Source organism: Streptomyces sp. NRRL F-525 (assembly GCF_000716605.1).
Taxonomy (GTDB): Bacteria; Actinomycetota; Actinomycetes; order Streptomycetales; family Streptomycetaceae; genus Streptomyces.
Map to the genome: position 1 here is coordinate 1 of NZ_JNXE01000021.1, position 20,839 is coordinate 20,839.

Sequence of the window (20,839 nt, forward strand, 5' to 3'; positions counted from 1 at the left end):
CCAGGTCGAGGGGGGTGATGGTGGCGAGTTTGCGCGCGGCATCGAGGGTCATCTGTCGTCGTACGGCTCGCACGATGTAGTCGTTGAGGGAGGGGGCGCCGGCGGCGGCGTCGCGCAGTTGTTTGTCCATGGCGTCGGGGATCCGCAGGGTGATGGCAGTCATGGTGTCAATTCTAGTGGCAAGAGTGCCATCACCTACAGCCGTGGGCGGTTCGCGGTGGACGACGTTTCGGTACTGGGCTGGGTCGGGGCACGGAGTGGCACTTTTTGCCCTGTGTGTGCAGCACGCTCGGCCGGGCAGCCTCGGCCGAGTGTCTGTCCACACTGCCCGCGGCCTGATCAATCGGTCACGGTGACGGCGACGATTCCTCGAACGCGCCGGTGCGGTGCCGGGGCTTCAGGAATTCTGTAGGTATGCCGCCAGCTTGCCGATGAGCCGGGCGGCCTCGTCCAGGCCGCGGGCCGTCTCGCCCAGGTCACCGGCGAGGAGCCTCTGCAAGGCTTGCCCTGTTTCCTGGTCCTCCTGCCCGCTGGGGGTGTCGGACCAGGGGCCGGGGACGGCCGTACCCCGGTATCCAACGGGGTCGCCCCCGACCGAAGTGCGGTAGCCGGTGAAGTCGGCGGCGCCGTGTGCCGGCCCGGCGGTGGACTCGGCGGCCAGGAACTGGACCCGGGAAAGCTGGGTCTGCTCGGAGCCGTGGTTGTCGGTGATGCTCAGACGGTAGTGGGCGTAGGGCGCGGGGGAGACGACGGAGTACTCCTTCGTCTCGTATCGCTGCCTGAAGTGCTCGCGGGTGCGGGAGTCCACGGTCGTCCAGTGACCGCCGTCGTGCGATCCCTGGAGTTCCCACTCCTCCGGATCCCGCTCAGGGGCGTCGTTCGCCGAGGTCAGCCGGTAAACGGCGACGGCGGCAGGGTTCTCAAGGGCGAAGTCCAGAACGGCGGAGTCACCGTCCCCCAGCCACTTGCTCCGCGACTTGCTCAGCAGATTCTCCGCGACCTCGCCCGCCGCGTCGAACTCGTCGCTCGCTTCGATGCCGACGACCGTACGCGTGATGTCCCGCAGTTCACCGGTGGGTTTCCGCACGTCGGGCCTGTCGGCGGAGCTCAGAACGACCGAGGCGGTGGTGCCTCGCCGGTCGGTCCAGGACGCGCGCTCCACGGGCGCCCCTCCGTCGTCGAGCAGCAACCGCAGCTCGCCGGAGGGGGACCATGTGCGGTCCTGCCCCTCCTCGGTGGAGAACCGGTGCAGCCGGGCCGCGGTCGTGCCCTCGGGGTAGGTCCAGCGGTTGGCGAGGGAGCCGCGGTACTCGGTGACCGCGCCGTCGGCGGTCGTGCGGTGTCCTAGGAAACCGGTCAGGTCCGCGCGCAGCCCGATCGCCGCCTCCGAGCCGTCCGCCCCGCGCCAGGCGAGGTGCGCGGGCATGGCACGCTCGCCCATGTCGATGTGGACGAGCAGCCGGGGCGCGGGCTGCCAGGCGGTGGCGCCGGGGGCACGGACTTCGGCGTTGAAGGTGATGACGGACCGGTTGGCCGCCCGGGCCGCCATGGCACGCTCCGCCTGGTCTCTTTCGTGCGCGGCGGTCACTGTGACGGCGCGCAGCCGCAGCAGTGCGTCCGAGCCCTCCGGGCTGCGTACCTCCAGAACGTTGGCACCGGTGGCCAGGAGTTCCCCCGGCGCACGGAGGACCATGTCCTGCGGGTCGTTGTACGCCCCGTCCGCCGGTATCGCCAACTGCTCCGCGAGGGTCTTGCCGTTGAGCAGGACGTCCATGGGAGCGCTCGTTCCGAGCACGGTCACCGTGACGACGGCCTCGTCGTTCTCCTCCCGTCCGTCGACCGTGAAGTCCACCTTGATGTGGCCGCCGGCACCCAGCGCGAGGTGTGAGGAAGCGATGCCGCAGCGGTGGTGGGTGACCACTGCGTTCGAGAGCTGGGCCGGGTTGGTGGAGAAGTCGGCGAATACGGGTTCCATGCGTGTCCCTACGTCGTACGGGGTGTACCGGGGTTACCGGTCGAGATGTGCGTGGTGCGGCCTTGCGGCCCGCGACGCCTGCAAAACGTACCGGCATCCACTGACAACGGGCCTTGCGCGCCCACGAGTTGCGCCCCAAAGGGCATCAACAGGGCAGTGAGGTAAGGTACTTGGTCACTTGCCGCGGATGTCGAGCGCCAGGTGGGGATCTCGCCCTCACTGCTTTCGTACCGGTCAAGCGCCTCTCTGGTCAGAGGGCATGGGCAGGCGCAGGCTGCTTGAGTGTTGGGTGAACGGTGCAGTGTTCGGTCCTGGGTGCGTACGTCGCCGTGGATTGTGTCAGGGAGAGCCGCGGGATCTTCTCTGTGCTGCTCACCGGAATACATTGGGAGAACCCGCCGCAGGGGCCGGAATCCGAGTGGGGAACGCGAAGCGACGCTTGCTGCCGGTCGCCCGGCGCGGCGCCAGACGCGCGTCCACCGCAGAGGTCAACCAGTTGAGGTCGGGCAAGGCCGCCCTGTACGGTGCCGACGCTCGGTCCGGAGGGCGCGATCATTCCGTAACTCGCCCGCGCCTGCGTGTTGTTCGCCCCACTGTTTGGACGAGGCGGGGCGGACAGCGTGAGGTCTGTTCCGCATCACCGCCGTCGTGGTTGCGTCCAAGGAAGTGGTGTACGGGTCCGACCTGGTCCAGGGGTTTGCTCCCGCATTGGGAAGTTGCCCGCATGGATGAACGGCCACCGGCTGATCTTCGAAGTGCCGACGCCTCGAAGGAGATCAGCACGATGAGCGCACCCGGCAGTCTGCCCCGGGACGTCCTCGCGGAAGACAACCTCACCGCGGCGAGTCCCGATCTGCTGCGCGTTCCCTAATGAGACCTACCGCGGCTCCTTTCTTTCCCTCCCGTCCACGGTTGGCCTTGGCTATGGCCGCTCCCGTGATCAGCAGCCGCAGCACGAGAACGCTCGGTGAGAGCTGCGTCCAGAGGTGATCGCACCGGCCTGCCCACCCTGGCGGTCGTGTGCTTCCAGGGGTCGCATCCGCCGGCCGACCGTCGGTGTCTTCGGTAATCCCAGCCTGGTATCGGGTCATGGCGTCCATTGACGCCACTAGATACTGAGTGTAGATACTGAGGTATGACTGTCCCTCTGGCACTCCTCGGACTCCTCGAACGGGAGTCGAGCCACGGTTACGACCTCAAGCGCGACTACGACACCTATTTCGGCCGGGGCAGGCCGCTGCCCGCCGGGCAGGTCTACTCGACCCTGGGGCGCCTGGCCCGTGACGGAAAGGTCGAGGTCGGCGATACCGGGCCCGGTTCGGGGCCGGATCGCAAGCGCTATGTGATCACCGAGCTGGGGGTCACGCAGGTCGAGAACTGGCTGACCGAGCCGGTCGACGGTGAACCGCACCTGCAGACGGTGCTGTTCACCAAGGTCGTACTGGCGCTGCTGCTGGAGCGCGACCCCCGCGTCTACCTCGACATCCAGCGCGCTGCCCACATGGAGCGGATGCGTGAGCTGACCGAACTGCGCCGTACCGGCAGCACGATCGACTCACTGCTGGCCGATCACGGCGTGTTCCACCTGGAGGCCGATCTGCGATGGATGGAACAGACCGTGGCGCGGCTCGACGCCCTGACAGCGGAGGTGCGCTCATGAGTGCGGACGACGGCTTCCTCGTAGAAGCGCGAGAGGCTGTCCTGTCGTTCGGGCAGACGCCCGCGTTGCAGGGCGCGAACCTGTGCGCCCGTGCCGGCGAGATCCTGGCCGTCACCGGCCCCAGCGGCTCCGGCAAGTCGACGCTGTTGCACTGCCTGGCAGGGATCCTCGTACCCGACTCGGGCGAGATCTGGTTCGACGGCCGCCGCGTCGACAGCCAGCGCGAGCCCGAGCGCAGCGCGCTGCGCCGGGATCACTTCGGTTTCGTCTTCCAGTTCGGCCAGCTCGTCCCCGAGCTGACCGCAGAGGAGAACGTCGCCCTGCCGCTGCTGCTCGCGAAGTCCCGCAGGCCGAGCGCGCTGGCCGAGGCCCGGCCGTGGTTCGGGCGGCTGGGCCTGGACGGTCTTGAGGGGCGCCGGTCCGGCGAACTCTCCGGCGGGCAGGCGCAGCGTGTCGCGCTGGCCCGAGCCCTGGTCTCGCGGCCCAGGGTGCTGTTCGCCGACGAGCCGACCGGGTCGCTCGACTCGCTCACCGGTGAGCACGTGATGGACCTGTTGGTCACCTCCGTACGGGAGGAGGGCACCACCGTCGTCCTCGTCACCCACGAGCCGCGGGTGGCCGCCTTCGCGAACCGCGAAGTCATCGTCCGCGACGGCAAGGTGACGCCGCTGTTCGTCGAACGGCTCACTCCGTGATCCGCCTCGGTCTGCGCCTGACCCTGAGCGGCGGCAGGGAGGCAGCCGCCCGCCTCGCGGTCATCGCGGCCGCCGTCGCCCTCGGCGTCGGCCTGCTGCTGAGCATCCTGGCGGCCATCAACGCCACCGCCATCCAGAACAGCCGCAACGCCTGGCTCAACACCGGTTCCGGCACGGGCGCATCGAGCAGGTCGGAAGCGAAGGCGGACACGGACCCGCTGTGGTGGCTGCTGAGGGCGGACCATTTCGACGGCAAGATCATCGGTCGCGTCGACATCGCCGCCACCGGCCCGAACTCCCCGCTCCCACCGGGCCTTTCGCAGCTGCCCGGACCGGGGGAGTACTACGCCTCACCGGCCCTCAGTGAACTCCTCCACGCCACCCCGGCCGCCGAACTCGCCGACCGGTACCCCGGCCACGAGGTCGGCACGGTCGGCAAGGCGGCGCTTCCTGGCCCCGACTCCCTGGTCATCATCGTCGGCCACAGCCCCGACCAGCTCGCGCAGCAGCACGACGCCACCCGGGTCACCTCGATCACCACCGTCACTCCCAGCAACTGCAACGGCACCAACTGCACGGTCAGGGCGGGCATCGACAGCAAGGGGATCAAGCTCATCCTCTCCGTCGCGGGCACTGCCCTGATCTTCCCGGTGCTCATCCTCATCGGCACGGCCACCCGGCTGGCGGCCGCCCGCCGCGAGCAGCGCTTCGCAGCGATGCGCCTGGTGGGCGCCACCCCGGGGCAGATCTCGTTGATCTCAGCCGTTGAATCGACAGTCGCCGCGGTCATCGGCACCGCCGTCGGCTTCGGCCTCTTCTACCTGTTCCGTACACAGCTGGCGGCCGTCAACCTCACGCGTACGCCGTACTTCACCAGCGACCTCACGCTCCGGACCGGCGACATCCTGCTCGTCTCCCTCGCCGTCCCGGTGGGGGCCGCGATCGCGGCACGGATCGCCCTGCGCCGGGTGCACGTCTCCCCGCTCGGGGTCACCCGCCGCGTCACACCACGCCCGCCACGGGTCTACCGGCTGATCCCGCTGGCCGCCGGCATCGCCGAACTCTCGTACGTCATCGGCCGGGTTCCCAGGAGCACCAACGGCCAGATCTGGGTCTTCGTCGGGGGAATCCTCCTGGTCCTCACCGGACTCGTCATTGCCGGACCCTGGCTGACCATGGCCGGAGCCCGTGTCCTGGCCCGGCGCACCAGCCGGCCAGCACTGCTCGTCGCGGGCCGACGACTCGCGGACGACCCGAGGGCCGGCTTCCGCGCGGTCAGCGGACTCGTCCTCGCCCTGTGCGTCACCAGCACCGCCGTCGGGATCATCGGCTCATTGGACGCCGAGCGCGGCATCCCGAAGGGCACCCCGGCGATCGCCGGCGCCCTGGTCGCCGACTACGTCCAGGAGGGCGAAGCCGGCGTGCCCCCGCTTTCGCCGGCCGTCCTGAGTGACCTGCACTCCGTACCGGGTGTCAAAGGCGTGCTGACGATCCACACGAACCCGCTTGGCACCGCAGACCCAGCCTGGGCTGGCCCCCAGGGCTCCGGAAAACCGCCGGTGGCCGGCCTGGCCTCCTGCGCCGAGCTCGCGAAGATGCCGGCCCACAGCGCCTGCGCCCCCGGAGCCGAAGCGGCGTCGGTCAGCCGGGACTACGGCACCTTCGGCACCTACTCCTGGGAGCACTGGCCCACGGCATGGCCCGCCGCCGGCATCTCCGCCCAGCGACTCGCCCGCCTGCCGGCCCACGAGATCGTCGTGGCCACCGACGGATCGACCTCGACGATCGAACGTGCGCGCACCATCCTGGCGACCACGTATCCCGGCCAGGACGTCCCCTGGACCGTCCGCGAGGACCATGCCCAAAGCGGCGCGCAGCTCGCCGGATACCAACAATTGGCCAACGTGGTCATCCTGGTCAGCTTCCCCATCGCCGGATGCAGCCTGGCGGTGAGCGTGGCCGGGGGCCTGCGGGACCGCAAGCGCCCCTTCAGCCTGCTGCGGCTGACCGGTACACAACTCGGGGTGCTGCGGCGGGTGGTATTGCTGGAGAGCGCGGTCCCACTCCTGGCCGTCGCGGTCGTCGCGATCGGAATGGGCTTCCTGGCCGCCCAACTCTTCGTACAGGCACAGTTCAACTACTCGATCCGGGCACCCGGAATCCAGTACTACGTGATCGTGCTCGCCGGACTCGTCGCCTCGCTGGCGGTCATCGCGTCCACGATGCCGCTGCTCAGGCGGATCACGGGACCTGAAACAGCACGCAACGAGTAGCAGGAGCGGCGGACGGCTCGGACCACGAGTTCGTGGTCGCGCGCACCAAGCCGCTGACCAGGGCGAGGAAGGAGGCGAACGTAACGCTGCGAGTCCTGCTCGTGCGGACGGACAATCGAAGATCGGCCACTGGGGGAGCTGGGCTGTCACAGCGCACCGCGCAGCTGCCGGTTCTCTACGGTCAGTTGGTTGACGGCGCGCGCGAGGTGATCGACGTCCGCCCGCATCTGCGTTAACTGTGTGGCGTCCTTGGCATGGAGTTCCTTCGGCTTGACGAACTGCTTGCGCAGGCGGATCTCGGAGTCCGGCATCTGTCCGCGGGCCCTGACCTGCGCGTAGAAGTCGGTCTTGACGTCGAGGTGGCGCTGGGTCAGTGCGTTGCGACGTCTCGTGTTGTTCGATGACCGCGACGACCTGGTCGGCCTGTGTGGCGGCGCGGTCCCGGTGCGGGCGCGGGGTCATCGGATCGTGTGCCTCCGTCATCAGGACGGCCAGGTGCATGCGGAGTTGGCGCCGGTGCTGCGGCAGAGTGGTTCATCGGGTCCGTCATCGGTGGGCAGTCCGAGCAGGAGCTTCTCCTTGTGGTACGGCGCGCTTTCCGCACGATGCTCGCAGGTCATGGCTTCACGGTGGAGGCATCGGCGGCTCGGGAGAACAGCACCGGAGCGCCATCGCGGTCGCCGACGTCGGCCGGGCCCACGCAGGTGACCAGGACGGTGCCACGGGTGCCGATGAGCAGGTGTTGCTTGATGCCGCTGGCCTCCTCGCAGCCGCCGTGGTCATGCAGGCCACCGCGTTCACTGGTCCGAACACTCTGGCTGTCCACGATGGCGGCACTGCGAGTGGGATCACGGCCGGACTGCGCCTGCTCGGGCTCGTGCAGTGCCGTCAACATCTGCTCCCAGACGCCTTCTTGCTGCCGTCGCCGTCAGTAAGCTTCGCTGCGCTCGACACGCCGGTCCCCGCCGCACACTGCGGCGGGGACCGGCGGTTACGGGTACACAACTCAGTGGCACTCCGGCACGCCGGGCATCCAGGCCGGCCCGGACAGGAAGATGTTGCTGATCCAGCCCTGTTGCTGCGGCAGATACGACCAGGCGTCGTTGGTGATGCCGCCGTAGGTCACTGACTGCCCGTGTTTCTGGCAGTGCACATACACGGTGGTCGGCGCCGGGATCACGGTGACGATGCCGGACTCCGTTGTCGGCTCGGCGCGGACATTGACGTTGGTGGCCCACACGTGCTCGGGGGTGTCCGGCGGCGGATGCACCACGTTGCGCTGCGCCACCGCGGCGCTGACCGCCCGGTCGGCGACCCGGGCCGCCACGGCCGTGGCCTTCACCTTGTCCGCCGGGCTCTGGTCCAGGCCGTTGTTCCGGTACATCACGTGCGGGGCGTTGCTCCCGATCGCGCTGTCGCCGAAGTCTCCCACCCAGCGGTCCAGCCACTCGTCGGAGCCCGGATAGGCCTGTTCGTTGCAGACCGCGTCGTCGGTCCGGCACACGTCGAAGTACCGCCCGTCGCCGAGGAATCCCGCGAACACGTCGGGCACCGCCAGACGCTGCATCAGCCCTCCGCGCGCCGCCTCGGCCGAGCCGTCCGAGTAGTCGGGGTTGAGGGTGAGCATCTGCCCGTTCTGCCCCATCCCGATCTGGCCGTTGTAGCGCGAGGCGTCACCGATGTTGACGATGGCGCCGACCTCGTCGGAATTGGTTTTGTTCCCCTTGACCGCGTCCTGCGCGATCGTGTTCTTGATCACCTGGGCGCCCTGCGAGTAGCCGAGCAGGATCAGTGTCGGGCGGCTCGGGCAGGAGGCGTAGAACGCAATCTCCTGGACGAGTTTGTCCCGGCCTTTGCCCATGGACGTCCAGTAGTCGTCAGGGCCGTAAGCCCAGGGCCAGTCCACCGCGGACGCCGGGTAGTACAGATTCCGTACGGCGATGTCGCCGTCTGCGACACCGGCCTTGGACAGTGAGTTCTTCAGGGCCGTGATGTAGGTGCTGTTGACGCCCACGGTGCCGTTGGGGTGCCCGTCGTCCGTGCTCTCGCCTGTCCCGTACGCGGAAAGGATCACCCACGGTTTGGCGCAGTCCGCGGGCGCCTGCGGCGGATTGGGGCCCGGGTAGTCGGCGTGTGCCGCCGGTGCGCTGCCCAGGTTCATGGCCAGCGCGGAGGCAGACAGAAGGGCCAGCACGAGTGCCCACAGACGCCGTCTGCCCCCTCCGTCCCGTCTGCTGTTTCGGTCTAAGACCGCCTCGGTCGTCATGCGTTCCCCCGTAAAGCTGTCGAATGTGCGTCACACCGTAGGTGTCGCCCGTGGACGCCATCCACCCTTTCGAACACCATCGAAACGTCCTCAACAGCCCCCGCTCACACACGGCTGTCGCTTCCAGCAGCGGACCACGTGATCAGCGGGACCTGCGGGGTGGCGGAAGTCCGCAGGGGAACGGGCATCAGATGCGCGCCCCGCACAACGACTTGCAAGCCCCGCGAGGCCGCGCTCAGCAGCGCATGCCCAACTCGTCCCACGCGGCGCGGCGTTCAGCGCTCCGCCTGGCCGCAGCGGCGGGTGTTGTCGATCCAGGCGCCGGGTCTGACGACCGTCTCCTGGCCGCTGTCGCCGGCTCCGCCCAGCTTGATCGTTTCGGTGTGTGTGCGGGGGACATGGAGGTGGCCTTCGCGGGCGTGGTAGGGGCGGGCGGCGGACTCTGCGGATAATTCGGAAGCCGCGACTCATAGCACTGTCGGCGCGGGGTCCGGAAACGCCCCTCATCGGTTTGGGGGACGCCGAGGATGTCTTCACTGGTCAGCCGGGCTACGCAGAGCCACAAGCCGTACGAGCGGTAGGAGGTGGTGGCTCGTAGTGCCGCCCGTACCTGGGGAATGCCCACAGGACGTTCACGCAGCGGCGGGCGAAGGTGAGGGCGGCCCGGGTGTGACGCTTGCCCTCGGCCCGTTTGCATTCATAGGACTGGCGTGGCTCCTCGCAGTGCCCGATGCCGAGCAACTCCGAAACGTAGTAGCCGTGTTGGAGACGGTGGTTGCAGCGTGGTGGGCGCCGCGGGTTCCCACTGATCTTCCCGGATTCCCGGGGCTCGGGGGCTACGCGGACGAAGGCGGTCAGGCGGTCGGTGGTTTGGAGATCACCCGCTCGCACTGGCGGCCGCGGAGTCTTGTCCGCCGCGACCGCCGACCCGGCGACCAGGCATACCTGTCAGCTGGGCTCGGCGACGATGCGTCTCACGGGCTCGTGTCAGTCTCGCGGTTGGCGGGGTCGGGGCTGCACAGCCAGCCGTTGATGGCGAAACGGCTGTCCGCGTGCTGCTTGCTGGGGCAGCTGACCGGCCGTACCTCGTGCCAGGCGGTGGGGAGGAAGAACACGATGCTGTCGTGTTCGGGCTCCCAGTCCCGCCAGGTGCGTTCCTGCCATCTCCCGGCTGTCTCGGTGTGCAGCGGCAGAGCCGCGTCGAACACGCGCAACTCGCCCCCGTCGAAGGGCCGGGGGGTGCGATGCAGGTAGTACACGAAGGTGAGCAGACGCCGGGGGGTGAACTCGACGCTGGTGTCCTGGTGCGGCCGGTAGAAGTCGCCGTCGTTGTGCGCGTTGAGGCTGTAGCTGGGTTCGGTGTGCCGGCAGGAGACTCCGAGCGTGTGCTCGACCGCCTCCAGCACCTCGTCGATGGCCGCCAGCAGCTCAGGCGCGCCGAAGTCGTGGCGCGAGCGGGACCGGCGGAAGTCGGGGACCACCTCGTGGTCGCGGATCATGGAGGGCTTCAATGTGTCGTCGGCGGAGGCGATCGCGCGCTCCAGCAAGGCGCCGGCTGCCTGTTCGCCCAGGAACTGGGTGATGCGGCAGACCGTCACCGGAAGCCGCCAGACCGCGTCCGTGCACACCGGTGACGGGGGATCCGTTGCCTGGGAAGGTGCCGTCACAGTGTCGTGTCGTGCCACGGTGTCCTGCCTTGTCATGGGGTTGTGCCTTCTGGATCGCGACGAGGGGGCGGCGGGGACCGCCTTCCCCGGCCGCGTGCTGGAGTGGCAGAGCAGACCGTCCGGCGTCGTCACGCAGTCCCAGACGTGAACACGCTCGCCGCTTCTCGCAGACGATCCACTTCATCCGTGAGCTCTTCCACCCGGCGGTGCAGTGCCTGGATGCACACCAGGGCGACACCGAGGCTGTCGACGACCGGGATGGTGGTGTCGTCCTGGTTGAAGCCGAAAGCGGCCTGCCAGTCCTGGGCCATCGGCCCCAGATGACGCACGTCTTCGGGTTCCCACAGGTAGCGCCAGGTACTGATGGGCAGCGCGGCCACCGTCTCCAGGACCGCGTAGCCGTTGACCGGGCCGACCGGCGCCACACCGCTGCGCTCTCCCGTCCCGGCCCGAACCCGTGCCGGGACGGCGGGGTCGGCCGCCCGGGACCGCCGGCGGAAGATACGCACCGCTACCGGCTCCAGTCGACCGGGACCACGTCCTGCTTGAGCGCGCGGTCGCTGCAGACGGCGCATGGGTTGCCCGGCAGACCGGGGCCCTGGTCGGTGCCGATCGTGATCGCTCCGTGGGCTCCGGCCGGGGCGTGAACGCCGTCGCCGATCATGGCGGCTTCGTAGCCGCCCAGCAGTTCCTGGAGGGTTCCGGGGCCCAGGTTCTCCGGAGCGGCGATCGCGGCGATGCCGTCGTAGTCGGTGTAGGCCGTCCCCAGGGTTCTGCCGCCCATGGTGGCGAACACGATCTTCGCGCCGCGAAGGGGCTCCCCGGTCACCGCGTCGGACGCCATCGCGTTGATGTTCTCCAACTGCATCTGGGTCACGTTCAGACTGGCCTGGCTGGCCGTGAGCCTGGTCGGCTTCAGGCTGCCGCACTCCGCCCCGCTGCACGACGGCGTCGCCGCGGGGGCGGCGGATGCGGGGGCACCACTTCCCACTCCCACAGCCGCCATGGCCACGGCCATTGCCGAGACAGCCATACGCCCTGAAGACCTCACGTCCCACTCCATGTGTCAGCGACAGACGCCGCCCCATCCGGACAGCACGCAGACTGTATGGGCGCCCACCCGGCGATGCCGAGTGAAGGCCGGAGATGCCTTCCATCGGGTGAACTGTCGGACAGAGGCGCTGACTTGGTGAGTCAGGGTTCGATGGCACGAACTGGACAGCGGCCGCTTCTCACTGACAGTTGGTCGTCATCCACCGGCGGCGGGGGCAACCGGCCCCGGCGTGTCGTCTCGGACCAGACTTGTGTCCCACGCTCGGGGGTGTGCGTCATCGAGCACGCCGCCGATCGCCCACGGCAGCCCTCACACTGGCCACACCTAGCGCCCCTGCCCGGTCGGATACGGCAGGGCGGCTGCGCCCCGCGGACCGGGCCAGAGCCCGGAGAGGTGGGGACCCGATGCGCCGACCGGCGACGGGCGGCGACACAGACCCGGCGCGGTGACCGTCCCCGGGCCCTCTCGGTCTGTCTGCCTGATCGGGCACTCAGCTGCGCGCCCGGGGCCATCCGGCCGGGCGCGTAGGCGGGGGTACTTGCCGCGGCCCCGGACGTCGGCCGGACGGCAAGGCGCTCCGTACCGGTGCGGTACGGAGCGCCCTGTGGTGCGCTGGGTCAGATGGTCCTGATGTTCTCGGCCTGCGGGCCCTTCTGGCCCTGGGTGACGTCGAACTCGACCTTCTGGCCCTCGGTGAGCTCACGGAATCCCGAGGACGCGATGTTCGAGTAGTGGGCGAAGACGTCGGCGCCGCCGCCGTCCTGCTCGATGAAGCCGAAGCCCTTTTCCGAGTTGAACCACTTCACGGTTCCGGTAGCCATGCTGCTCCCTGGTCGAGGACGGGATGCGCATCGGTCGCGCACCCCTGGGGGTGGAGGTGATCGCCCTGGTCCTGCGACTGCTGGTCGAGCGGTGCATCGGAACCATGACTGCTGATCAAAAGCTAGCCGATCCGAGTACGTCGCCCAACTGCGGGGCCCGGGTGGTCGGTTCCGGTCGGCGTATCTGGAGCCGCACGTCGGCGGCAGGGTGCTCCCGGCGCAGGACTCCGGCCGGGCCGCCGTCCGTCCCCCGTACGGAGCACGGGCAACCGACCGCTGCTTGCGGTCTCCCTGGCTGTGGGTTCTGGTCCACTTCTTGTGGTCGCGTACGCAACGTCACTGTCGATCTTCATGCTGCTTCGTCCGGTTCAGGGTGGGGTAGCCGTGAACGTCCAGGGGAGCGACTACTCCGGCGATGCAGTCGCACACCCCTGCCATGACCCGGAGGACGGTGCGAACGAAGCGGTGACTGACTGACCCGGATCGCTGCGCAGTCGCCAAACACGGGGCAGCCGCTCACGCACCGCCTCTCGGCGCTTTCCGGGGGCACCGATTGTGCGAATGCGGAAAGTGCGATGGGCTCAGCGTAAGACGTCCCGGAACAGGCCAGACGCGCGGTCGAGCAGGGGATTCATGCAGGTCGGCACCTACCCTTCCCCTTTGTATGTCCTTTAGGCGAATGAATATCGTTGATTGTTTGAGTAAGTGATCCTTGCGATCCTCCGACTCGGACATGATTCCCATCAGGGGTGAAGTCCCAAAATCCTTGCGGGACGCGCTGATGTGGAGCGCTCCGTCGATCTCCCGGACACCCGGCGCGTAGTCGAGGGCCGGCAGCTTGGATGTCGCGAGGTTCTCCCACCGCACGAGTTCCGCCGAGTGCCAAAACCCTGCGGACATCGAGACGAACATGTAGTAGCGGTTGCGGTATCGCACGACCGACGGATCCGCGGCCTCGCGGTGCACGCTGCGTCGCGGTTCGCTTATCTTGATGCCCCTGACCATGCTGGAGAAGCGAATGTCCTGGTAACGGTAGGGAATGTAGGGCGGGTTGCGTATCGTGCGGTCGGGAGTGGTCACGGGGGGCGCGATTCTTTCGAGGGTGGTTTTCCGGGAATCAGGGATGGTCCCCCTCGGCCCTCGTTGCCGTCGGCCCGGATGATCGAGGGCCGGGTGGCCAACGCTGCGAAGTTCCAGATGCGCTCGCCGACCACGGCGCCCACCCGGTGATGCATGGCGAGCGATGTGGAGCGAGGCTTCGGCGTGCGGGCCCGTTTCTCATTTCATCTCAGGTCTTCCGGAACTCGGCGATGCGGTGCGGCGAGATGGTCACAGGCGTTGCCGCGCCTCGCGCCGTCGGCGTTGTTCTGCCGGGTCTGCGACTGGCGCTGCGAGCAACAGCCTTTGCGTGTAGGGGTGTTCGGGGGCCGTGGTGACAGCGCCCGCCGGTCCGGTCTCGACGATGTCGCCGCGGTGGATCACACTCACGCGGTGGCTGACGTGCCGGATGACCGCGAGGTCGTGGGAGATGAACAGGTAGGCGACGCCGGTGCGCCGCTGGATGTCGACGAGGAGGTCGAGGACGCGGGCCTGGGTGGTGAGATCGAGTGCGGAGACGGGTTCGTCGCAGACGATGAGCCGTGGGGCCGGCGCGAGGGCGCGGGCGATGGCGACGCGTTGCCGCTGGCCGCCGCTGAATTCCCGCGGCAGCCGCTGCGACGCGTCCTTGGGCAGTCCCACCTGGTCGAGCAGTTCCGCGACCCGGTGGCGGGCCTCACCGGGCGCGGTGCCCTGCACGACCAGTGGTTCGCTGAGGGTGTCGCCGATGGTGAGGGCCGGGTTGAGGGAGGAGTAGGGGTCCTGGAAGACGACCTGGATGTCCCGGGCCAGGGCGCGGCGCTGTTTGCGACCGGCGTGGGTGATGTCGTTGCCCTGGAAGCGGACCGCGCCGGCGCTGGGTGGGACGAGGCCGAGTACGGACCGGCCGATGGTGGTCTTGCCGGAACCCGATTCGCCGACGACGCCCAGGGTCTCGCCTTCTCCCACGGTGAGGGACACGCCGTGGAGCACTTCGTGGGGGCGGGCGCGGAAGCCCCGCCCGGGGTAGGTGATGCGCAGGTCGCTCACCTCCAGCAGTGTCGTCATCGGATCTCCGTTTCGAGCGCGCCCGCGGGGATGCCCGGCGGGTCGGTGCGCAGCGTGGTGTCGTCGAGGATCGAGTCCAGGAGCTTGCGTGTGTACGGGTGCTGGGGCGCGGCGAACAACTCGTCCGTCGGGCCGGTCTCGACCACGGTTCCGTCCCGCATGACGGACACACGGCCGCAGATGTCCGCGACCACGCCGAAGTTGTGGGTCACGAGCAGGACCGCCATGTTCAGGTCCTTCTGGAGGTCGCGCAACAGGTCGAGGATCTCCGCCTGGACGGTGACGTCGAGGGCGGTGGTCGGTTCGTCGGCGATCAGCAGCAGGGGTTTGCCGGCGACGGCGCCCGCGATGAGGACACGTTGTGCCATGCCGCCGGAGATCTGGTGCGGGTAGGAGCGGAAGGTGCGCTCGGGGTCGGGGATGCCGACCCTGCCCAGGAGTGCGAGGACCTGCTCGCGGGCTTCGCCGCGTGGCATGGGTGTTGCCGCGCGTATGCCTTCGAGGAGCTGGGCGCCCACTGTGGAGGACGGGTCCAGGTTGGACATCGGCTCCTGGGGGACGTAGGCGATGGACGTTCCCCGCACCGCCCGCAGTTCGCGCTCGCTGAGGCCGAGCAACTCGCGGCCGTCGAGCCGGATCGAACCGCGTGTGACGACGGCCTCCGAGGGCAGTACTCCGAGCGCGGCGAACGCGGTCTGTGTCTTGCCGGAGCCGGACTCGCCGACCAGGCCCAGGGTCTCCCCGGCGGCGACGCTCAGGGTGACGCCGCTGACGACCTCCTTCAGTTCGCCGGTCGGTGTCGGGTAGGCGATCGCCAGGTCCTCGACGGTGAGAAGCGCGGACGCGGCCTGCTCGGCGGCGGGCGGCGGCCGGTACGAGGTGGCTGTGACGATCCGGGACGGCTTCGGACGCCCGCCTTCCAGGGCGTCCCGCAGCGCGTTGCCGAGGAGCACGAGTGAGGCGGTGATGATTCCGAGTGCGAGGCTGGGCCAGAGGAACTGCAGCGGCTCCTCGTACAGGTTGGTGAAGCCGTCGGAGATCATCGCGCCGAAGCTGGGCACCGTGCTGGAGCCCACGCCGAGGAAGGCGAGGCCGGACTGGACGGCGATGGACGACCCGGCGAGGAACGCGGTGGCGATGATCACCGGTCCGCGCACCACGGTGAACACGTGCCGGCGCATGATGCGACGGTCGGGGAGGCCCGAGACCCGGGCGGCATCCACGAACAGTTCGTTCTTCACGCCGAGGACGAGGTTGCGTACGAGGCGGTAGATGCCGGGGGAGAGCAGTACCCCGAAGATCAGCATGGTGGCCTTGTAGTCGCCCTTGGTCACCGGCATCAGGACGATGAGCAGCAGCAGCCCGGGGAACGTCATGATCAGGCTGAACAGCCACTCGGTGACTCCGCGTACGCGGCGCCCGAAGTACCCGCCGATCAGCCCGGACGTGATCCCGATCGCCAGGGCGATGCTCGCGCCGATGAGCGCCGACACCGTGCTCGTGTTGATGGAGAAGAGGAGCCTGGCGTAGATGTCGCGACCGTTCTTGTCCCCGCCGAGCAGGTAACCGTGGTCGCCCGGGGCGGCGTTGACCGCGTCGAGGTTCGTCTGGTTGGCGCCGTGGTCGGTGAGGACGGGGGCGAGCAGGCCGAGCAGGACGATGACGATGAGCAGGCTCGCGCTGACGACGGCCTGAGGGTCGGCGAGCAGGCGACGCAGGGTCGACCTGCGGCGCATCTCCGCACCTGTTGTGGTCAACTGACCATCCTCGCCTTCGGGTTGAGCCAGCCGCCCAGGAGGTCGACGACGAGGTTGACGGCCACGACGAGCAGCACGCCGAACAGGCTGATGCCCATGATGATCGGCACGTCGCCCTGGAGGGAGGCGTTGAACGCGTACTGGCCGAAGCCGGGCAGGGCGAAGATCTGCTCGATGATCAGCGCACCGCCGAGCATCTGGATGAACTCCAGGGAGAGCACCGTCAGGGCCGGTCCCGCGGCGTTGCGCAGGGCGTGCCGCAGCACGATGGAGCGGGTGGGGATGCCCCGGGTGCGCAGGGTGCGCACATAGTCCTTGCGCAGTTCGCCGATCATGGCGCCGCGGATCTGTGAGGTCAGGCTGGCGACGCCGCCCATCATCAGGGCGATCACGGGGATGGCGATGGAACTGGCCCAGCGGGCCGGGCTCTCGCTGAAGTCCGTGTAGCCGGTGGCCGGGAACACGTGCAGCTTGATGGCGAGCACGTAGACCAGTGCGATGGCGACCAGCAGGCTCGGGACGAGGTAGCCGATCATCGCGGCGCCCTGCGCGAACCGGTCGACGGCGCCGCCGCGCGCGGCGGCGGCCACACCGAGGGCGACGCTGATGACCGAGGTGGCGAGCAGCGCGACGACGACGATCGACAGGGTGACGCCGAGCCGGGCGGTGATGGCGGAGCGGACCGGTTCGCTGGTGAAGTACGAGGCGCCGAGGTCACCGCGGACGGCGTGCGAGAGCCAGTCCGCGTACTGGACCGCGACGGGCCGGTCGAGGCCCATCTGGACCTTCTGGGCGGCGATCTGCTGAGGCGTGGCGCCGTTGCCGAGGACGCTGCTCGCCACGTCGTCGAAGGACGTGCTGAGCAACAGGTAGGTGATCAGGGTCACCAGGACCGCGAGCACGAGGCCCGCGGTCAGGCGACGCAGCACGAAGACCGTCATGGGTGGCTGCTCACCTTCCGGACTGCTGCGACGATCCGGCCTCGCCGAACTGCCGGATGGTGGCCATCGTGGAGGTGCCGTCGCCGAGGTAGGTGATGCCCTTCTTGGTGGCCCAGTCGGTGCCGATGTAGAAGACGGGTGCCAGCCAGGCGTTCTCGACGCCGAACTCGTTGATCTCCCGGTAGATTCCCGCGGCCTTGGCCGGGTCGAGTTCGCCCGAGGCCTGGCTGAGGAGCTTGGTCAGCTTCGGGTCGGTGGAGCGGAAGACGTTGCGGAAACCGGTCGGGGTGTAGAAGCTGCGGGTCATGACCGGGTCGGAGGCGAGACCCTCCACGAGCAGGAACATCGGGTACTTGCCCGAGGCCACGGCAGTGGTGGTCTGTTGCGCGGGCACCGGCTCCCAGGTCACCTTGACGCCGATGTCCGCGAGTGCCTGGGTGAAGATCGGCTCGAAACTCTTGGTGAAGACGAGGCTCGGCATCGTGACCGAGAAGCCCTTGGGGTAACCCGCCTCGGCGAGCAGCTTCTTGGCGCCGGCGACGTCATAGGGGTACTTGGCGTTGAGCGTCTCGTCGTAGGCCTTCCCCTTCGGGTTGAAGAGCTGGTCGGTGGCCTTGCCGGAGCCGCGCAGGATCTGTGTGACGATCTTCTGCCGGTCGAAGGCCATGTTGATCGCCTTGCGGACGCGCAGGTCACCGAGCGGCTTCAGCTTGCTGCCCGTGCGGTCGCCGAGGACGAGGTAGGCGCCCGCGGTCGCCTGCACATGCGTGATCTGGAAGCCCGCCGCCCTGATCGCGGAGACCTGCGAGGGGTCGAGGGTGCCGGCGTTGGTCTCGCCCGCCTTGAGAGCGTTGGCCGCCGCGGTGGGGTCGGTGATCACGCGGATCTTGACCGTCTTGAAGGGGTACGCCTTCTTGTTCCAGTAGTCGTCGCGCCGGTTGAGGACGTACACCGAGCCGTTGACCGTGGCCTTTGTGTCGAGGGTATAAGGGCCGGAGCCGACCGGGTTCAGGGTGACGGACTTGGCCGCCATCGTCTTCGGGTCGCCGATCACTCCGGGGGACGTCGCCAGCGAGGCCAGCAGCGTGGCGTCCGGCTGTTTGAGGTTGATGACGACCGTCGACGCGTCGGGGGTCTCGACCGAGGAGACGGAGGCCAGGGACAGCTGGCTCTGGCCGGGCGTCGAGCGGATCCGGTCCAGGGTGGCCTTGACCGCGTTCGCGTCCACCGGGTCCCCCGAACTGAACTTCATGCCCTGGCGGATCTTCAGCGTCAGGGTGCGGCCGTCCTTGGAGTACGACCAGCTCCGCGCGGCGCCGGGGTGGAGTTCGCCCTTGTTGTCCTGGAGCACGAGGGTGTCGAAGATCGAGTCCCAGACGTAGGTCGACTGGCCCTCGATGAGCTGGGCGGGGTCGAACGAGTTGGGGGTGCTGAGAATGGACATCGCCAGGGTCGCGCCGGCGCCGGAACCCGACGTGGCGGGGGCGCTGTCGCACGCCGCCGTGGCCGCCGCCAGCACGGCTGTGGCGGCGACGGCGGCCAGGGTCTGTGAGCGCTGCCGCGGCCGTGGCGTGGGCCGGGAATGTGAGAAGCCGATGCGCATGGGTGGATTCCTTCGTCCTGGAACCTGGAGAGCCGAGGCCTTCGTCGGCGCGTCTGTGCGGACATGCACGGGTGCACGCGTGGGCCGACGCACGGGTGGGGCGTGCGGCGCAGCCCTGAGCGAGACAGGCGTGCGGTGGTGGGCGGGGTCCTGGCGGCGGTTGCGGATCCGCCGGTGCGTCCCGTCACTCGAACAGTTACCACGTGGTCGAATTTCAATCGGAAGGTAAGCCCCCGGCGGGATGTGCGGGAAGAGTGGAGGCCGCGTTCGTAACCAGAGCGTTATCTGGCGTGAAATCGTCGCGTCGCGCCTCTTGCGCTCCCCGTGGTCGCGACTCAGAATCCGGTCAGGCTGCGAAATTTAAAGCCTTGGAAGGTTTTTGGAGTCGTGAGACGGGACCCGGAAAGAGGAAGCGCATTGTGACCCAGGCGAGGGCTCGCGGCCCGTACACCAAGACTCGGGCCAGGCGGGCGGAGATCGTCCGGGCGGCGCGTGAGAGCTTCGCGGAACACGGGTTCACGATGGCCTCGCTGCGGGACATCGCCGAACGGGCCGGCATCACTCACGCCGGACTGCTGCACCACTTCCGCGACAAGGACGACCTCCTCGCCGCCGTGCTCGCCGAACGCGACACCGAGGAGCGGCGGTACGCCGAGTCGAGGGTCCCGGACATGGATCACCTGGCGCCGTACCTCGGCGACCTGCTGCGCCACCACCAGAAGTCGCCCGAGCTGATGCGCCTGTGGATCGAGCTCGCGGTGGCCGCCTCACGTCCCGAGCATCCCGCGCACGGCTACTTCGTGCATCGCTACACATGGGGAAGCGACCAGTTCGCGCGAGGCATGCGCGGCAAGGCACAGCGCGGTGAACTGCACGAGGCGCTCACCCCCGAACACGCCGCCACCCTGCTGCAGGCCATGCTCAACGGCCTGCAGCTGCAATGGCTCCTCGACCAGGATCTCGACATCGTCGGGCCGGTCCAGGCCTTTATGCGCATGACCTTCCCGCAGGCCGTACAACCGGAGGACGAAGAATGAGAACAGGCACCCTCGCCGTCCAGCTGTACAGCGTGATCGACGCGTTGCAGGCCGACCGTCCCGGCACGTTCGCGCGCCTCGCAGCGCTCGGCTTCCGCCATGTGGAGCCGTTCGCTCTGGGTCTGTGGAACACGCACCCCGACGAACTGGCCGCTTCCGCACGCGCGTTGCGCGCGGACCTGGACGAGGCCGGCCTCGGCGTCGGCTCCGTGCACATCGCCGTCTCGGCCGACAGCCAGGCATCCGCGATCGAGACCTGCCGCATCCTCGGCACGGACACCGCGTTCGTGCCGATTCCGTGGCTCGTCGACGGCTTCGACGAACGGGCCCTGGAGACCCACGACGGCGTACGCGCCCTTGCCGACCGTCTCAACGCGGCGGCGCGGGAACTGGCCAGGGCGGGGATCAGGCTCGGCTACCACAACCACCACTTCGAATGGGTGCGGCTGCCGGACGGTGCCCGCGCCTTCGACGTGCTCTGGGAGCTGCTCGACCCCGAGATCCTCGCCGAGGTCGACGTCTACTGGGCCGCCGTGGCCGGCCAGGACCCGGCCGAGGTCCTGGAGCGCCTCGGAGAACGCGCCGTGGCGGCCCACCTCAAGGACGGCCCCGCCAAACCCGACGCACCGCAGACGCCCATCGGCACCGGTGACGTCGACATTCCGGCCGCGTTGCGCGCGGGAACCCATCTGCGCTGGCACATCACGGAGATCGACCGGACCGAAGCCGACCGTTTCGAACTCCTGGCCGCCAACCGGCAAGCGCTCCTGGAGGGTGGCCTGACCGCGCCCTGACACCCGGTCAGCAAGCCGTTGTCCTCCGAGGACACGAGGCGGCCGTCGCACGACGCGTGCTGAACCGAGTTCGGAGCGGATCGTGTCGGCTTATGGCGTTCGATGTGCCGGCGGGACCCGGACGCCGCCCCGCGACCCGTGGCCTGCGCGC

General features: G+C 68.8%; 19 protein-coding genes. 6 read left to right on the top strand and 13 right to left on the bottom strand.

The features are described from left to right. Positions 1-397 precede the first annotated feature (397 nt). Positions 398-1,975 carry a hypothetical protein gene (locus OO69_RS27510; protein ID WP_033283501.1) on the bottom strand — a complete coding sequence of 526 codons (1,578 nt, stop codon included), beginning with the start codon at positions 1,973-1,975 and terminating at the stop codon, positions 398-400. Between the two features lie 724 nt (positions 1,976-2,699). Between OO69_RS27510 and OO69_RS52000 the strand changes: the two genes are divergently transcribed. The 4 genes from OO69_RS52000 (at position 2,700) to OO69_RS27525 (ending at position 6,603) form a co-directional block, all read left to right on the top strand. Continuing rightward, positions 2,700-2,846 (top strand): hypothetical protein, encoded by a 147-nt coding sequence (locus OO69_RS52000; protein WP_158713419.1) that lies wholly within the window; start codon positions 2,700-2,702, stop codon positions 2,844-2,846. 264 nt (positions 2,847-3,110) lie between these two features. Beyond that, positions 3,111-3,635: a PadR family transcriptional regulator gene (locus OO69_RS27515; protein WP_033283502.1), complete on the top strand. Its 525-nt coding sequence runs from the start codon at positions 3,111-3,113 to the stop codon at positions 3,633-3,635. Continuing rightward, positions 3,632-4,330: an ABC transporter ATP-binding protein gene (locus OO69_RS27520; RefSeq protein WP_033283503.1), complete on the top strand. Its 699-nt coding sequence runs from the start codon at positions 3,632-3,634 to the stop codon at positions 4,328-4,330. Before OO69_RS27515 ends, OO69_RS27520 begins: the two co-directional genes overlap by 4 nt. Beyond that, positions 4,327-6,603, top strand: a complete 2,277-nt coding sequence (locus tag OO69_RS27525) for an FtsX-like permease family protein (protein WP_033283504.1) — start codon at positions 4,327-4,329, stop codon at positions 6,601-6,603. Before OO69_RS27520 ends, OO69_RS27525 begins: the two co-directional genes overlap by 4 nt. Before the next feature lie 146 nt (positions 6,604-6,749). On the opposite strand, the gene OO69_RS52005 is transcribed toward OO69_RS27525, so the two are convergent. From OO69_RS52005 to OO69_RS27580, 12 genes are all read right to left on the bottom strand, one after another. Continuing rightward, positions 6,750-6,914, bottom strand: a complete 165-nt coding sequence (locus OO69_RS52005; protein ID WP_158713420.1) for a hypothetical protein — start codon at positions 6,912-6,914, stop codon at positions 6,750-6,752. 305 nt (positions 6,915-7,219) lie between these two features. Then, a complete protein-coding gene (locus tag OO69_RS27535) occupies positions 7,220-7,498 on the bottom strand; it encodes a transposase (protein WP_051801223.1) in 279 nt (92 codons plus the stop codon). A gap of 111 nt (positions 7,499-7,609) precedes the next feature. Next, on the bottom strand, positions 7,610-8,764 hold the full coding sequence (locus OO69_RS49535; RefSeq protein ID WP_158713421.1) for a cutinase family protein: 1,155 nt from the start codon (positions 8,762-8,764) through the stop codon (positions 7,610-7,612). A 1,079-nt stretch (positions 8,765-9,843) separates the two neighbouring features. Next, complete coding sequence (locus OO69_RS27545) at positions 9,844-10,497, bottom strand: 2OG-Fe(II) oxygenase (protein WP_033283505.1); 654 nt, start codon at positions 10,495-10,497, stop codon at positions 9,844-9,846. Between the two features lie 167 nt (positions 10,498-10,664). Next, positions 10,665-11,045 (bottom strand): tail fiber domain-containing protein, encoded by a 381-nt coding sequence (locus OO69_RS27550; RefSeq protein ID WP_033283506.1) that lies wholly within the window; start codon positions 11,043-11,045, stop codon positions 10,665-10,667. Between the two features lie 2 nt (positions 11,046-11,047). Beyond that, entirely contained in the window at positions 11,048-11,569 is a 522-nt protein-coding gene (locus OO69_RS27555) for a hypothetical protein (protein WP_033283507.1), read from the bottom strand. A gap of 638 nt (positions 11,570-12,207) precedes the next feature. Then, positions 12,208-12,411, bottom strand: a complete 204-nt coding sequence (locus OO69_RS27560; RefSeq protein ID WP_033283508.1) for a cold-shock protein — start codon at positions 12,409-12,411, stop codon at positions 12,208-12,210. Positions 12,412-12,927: 516 nt separating this feature from the next. Then, positions 12,928-13,491, bottom strand: a complete 564-nt coding sequence (locus tag OO69_RS52010) for a hypothetical protein (RefSeq protein WP_158713422.1) — start codon at positions 13,489-13,491, stop codon at positions 12,928-12,930. Positions 13,492-13,740: 249 nt separating this feature from the next. Further along, the gene (locus tag OO69_RS27565; RefSeq protein WP_033283509.1) at positions 13,741-14,556 is read right to left on the bottom strand and encodes an ATP-binding cassette domain-containing protein; all 816 of its coding nucleotides are present in this window, start codon (positions 14,554-14,556) and stop codon (positions 13,741-13,743) included. Beyond that, on the bottom strand, positions 14,553-16,313 hold the full coding sequence (locus OO69_RS27570; protein WP_078652582.1) for a dipeptide/oligopeptide/nickel ABC transporter permease/ATP-binding protein: 1,761 nt from the start codon (positions 16,311-16,313) through the stop codon (positions 14,553-14,555). The genes OO69_RS27565 and OO69_RS27570 overlap by 4 nt, the downstream gene beginning before the upstream one ends. Beyond that, positions 16,310-17,254 carry an ABC transporter permease gene (locus tag OO69_RS27575; protein WP_033283510.1) on the bottom strand — a complete coding sequence of 315 codons (945 nt, stop codon included), beginning with the start codon at positions 17,252-17,254 and terminating at the stop codon, positions 16,310-16,312. The genes OO69_RS27570 and OO69_RS27575 overlap by 4 nt, the downstream gene beginning before the upstream one ends. Positions 17,255-17,264: 10 nt before the next feature. Beyond that, positions 17,265-18,857: an ABC transporter substrate-binding protein gene (locus OO69_RS27580; RefSeq protein WP_033283511.1), complete on the bottom strand. Its 1,593-nt coding sequence runs from the start codon at positions 18,855-18,857 to the stop codon at positions 17,265-17,267. Positions 18,858-19,276: 419 nt separating this feature from the next. Between OO69_RS27580 and OO69_RS27585 the strand changes: the two genes are divergently transcribed. Then, positions 19,277-19,894 carry a TetR/AcrR family transcriptional regulator gene (locus tag OO69_RS27585; RefSeq protein ID WP_033283512.1) on the top strand — a complete coding sequence of 206 codons (618 nt, stop codon included), beginning with the start codon at positions 19,277-19,279 and terminating at the stop codon, positions 19,892-19,894. Further along, positions 19,891-20,688, top strand: coding sequence for a sugar phosphate isomerase/epimerase family protein (locus OO69_RS27590; protein ID WP_033283513.1), 798 nt, complete (start codon positions 19,891-19,893; stop codon positions 20,686-20,688). Before OO69_RS27585 ends, OO69_RS27590 begins: the two co-directional genes overlap by 4 nt. Positions 20,689-20,839: the final 151 nt, after the last annotated feature.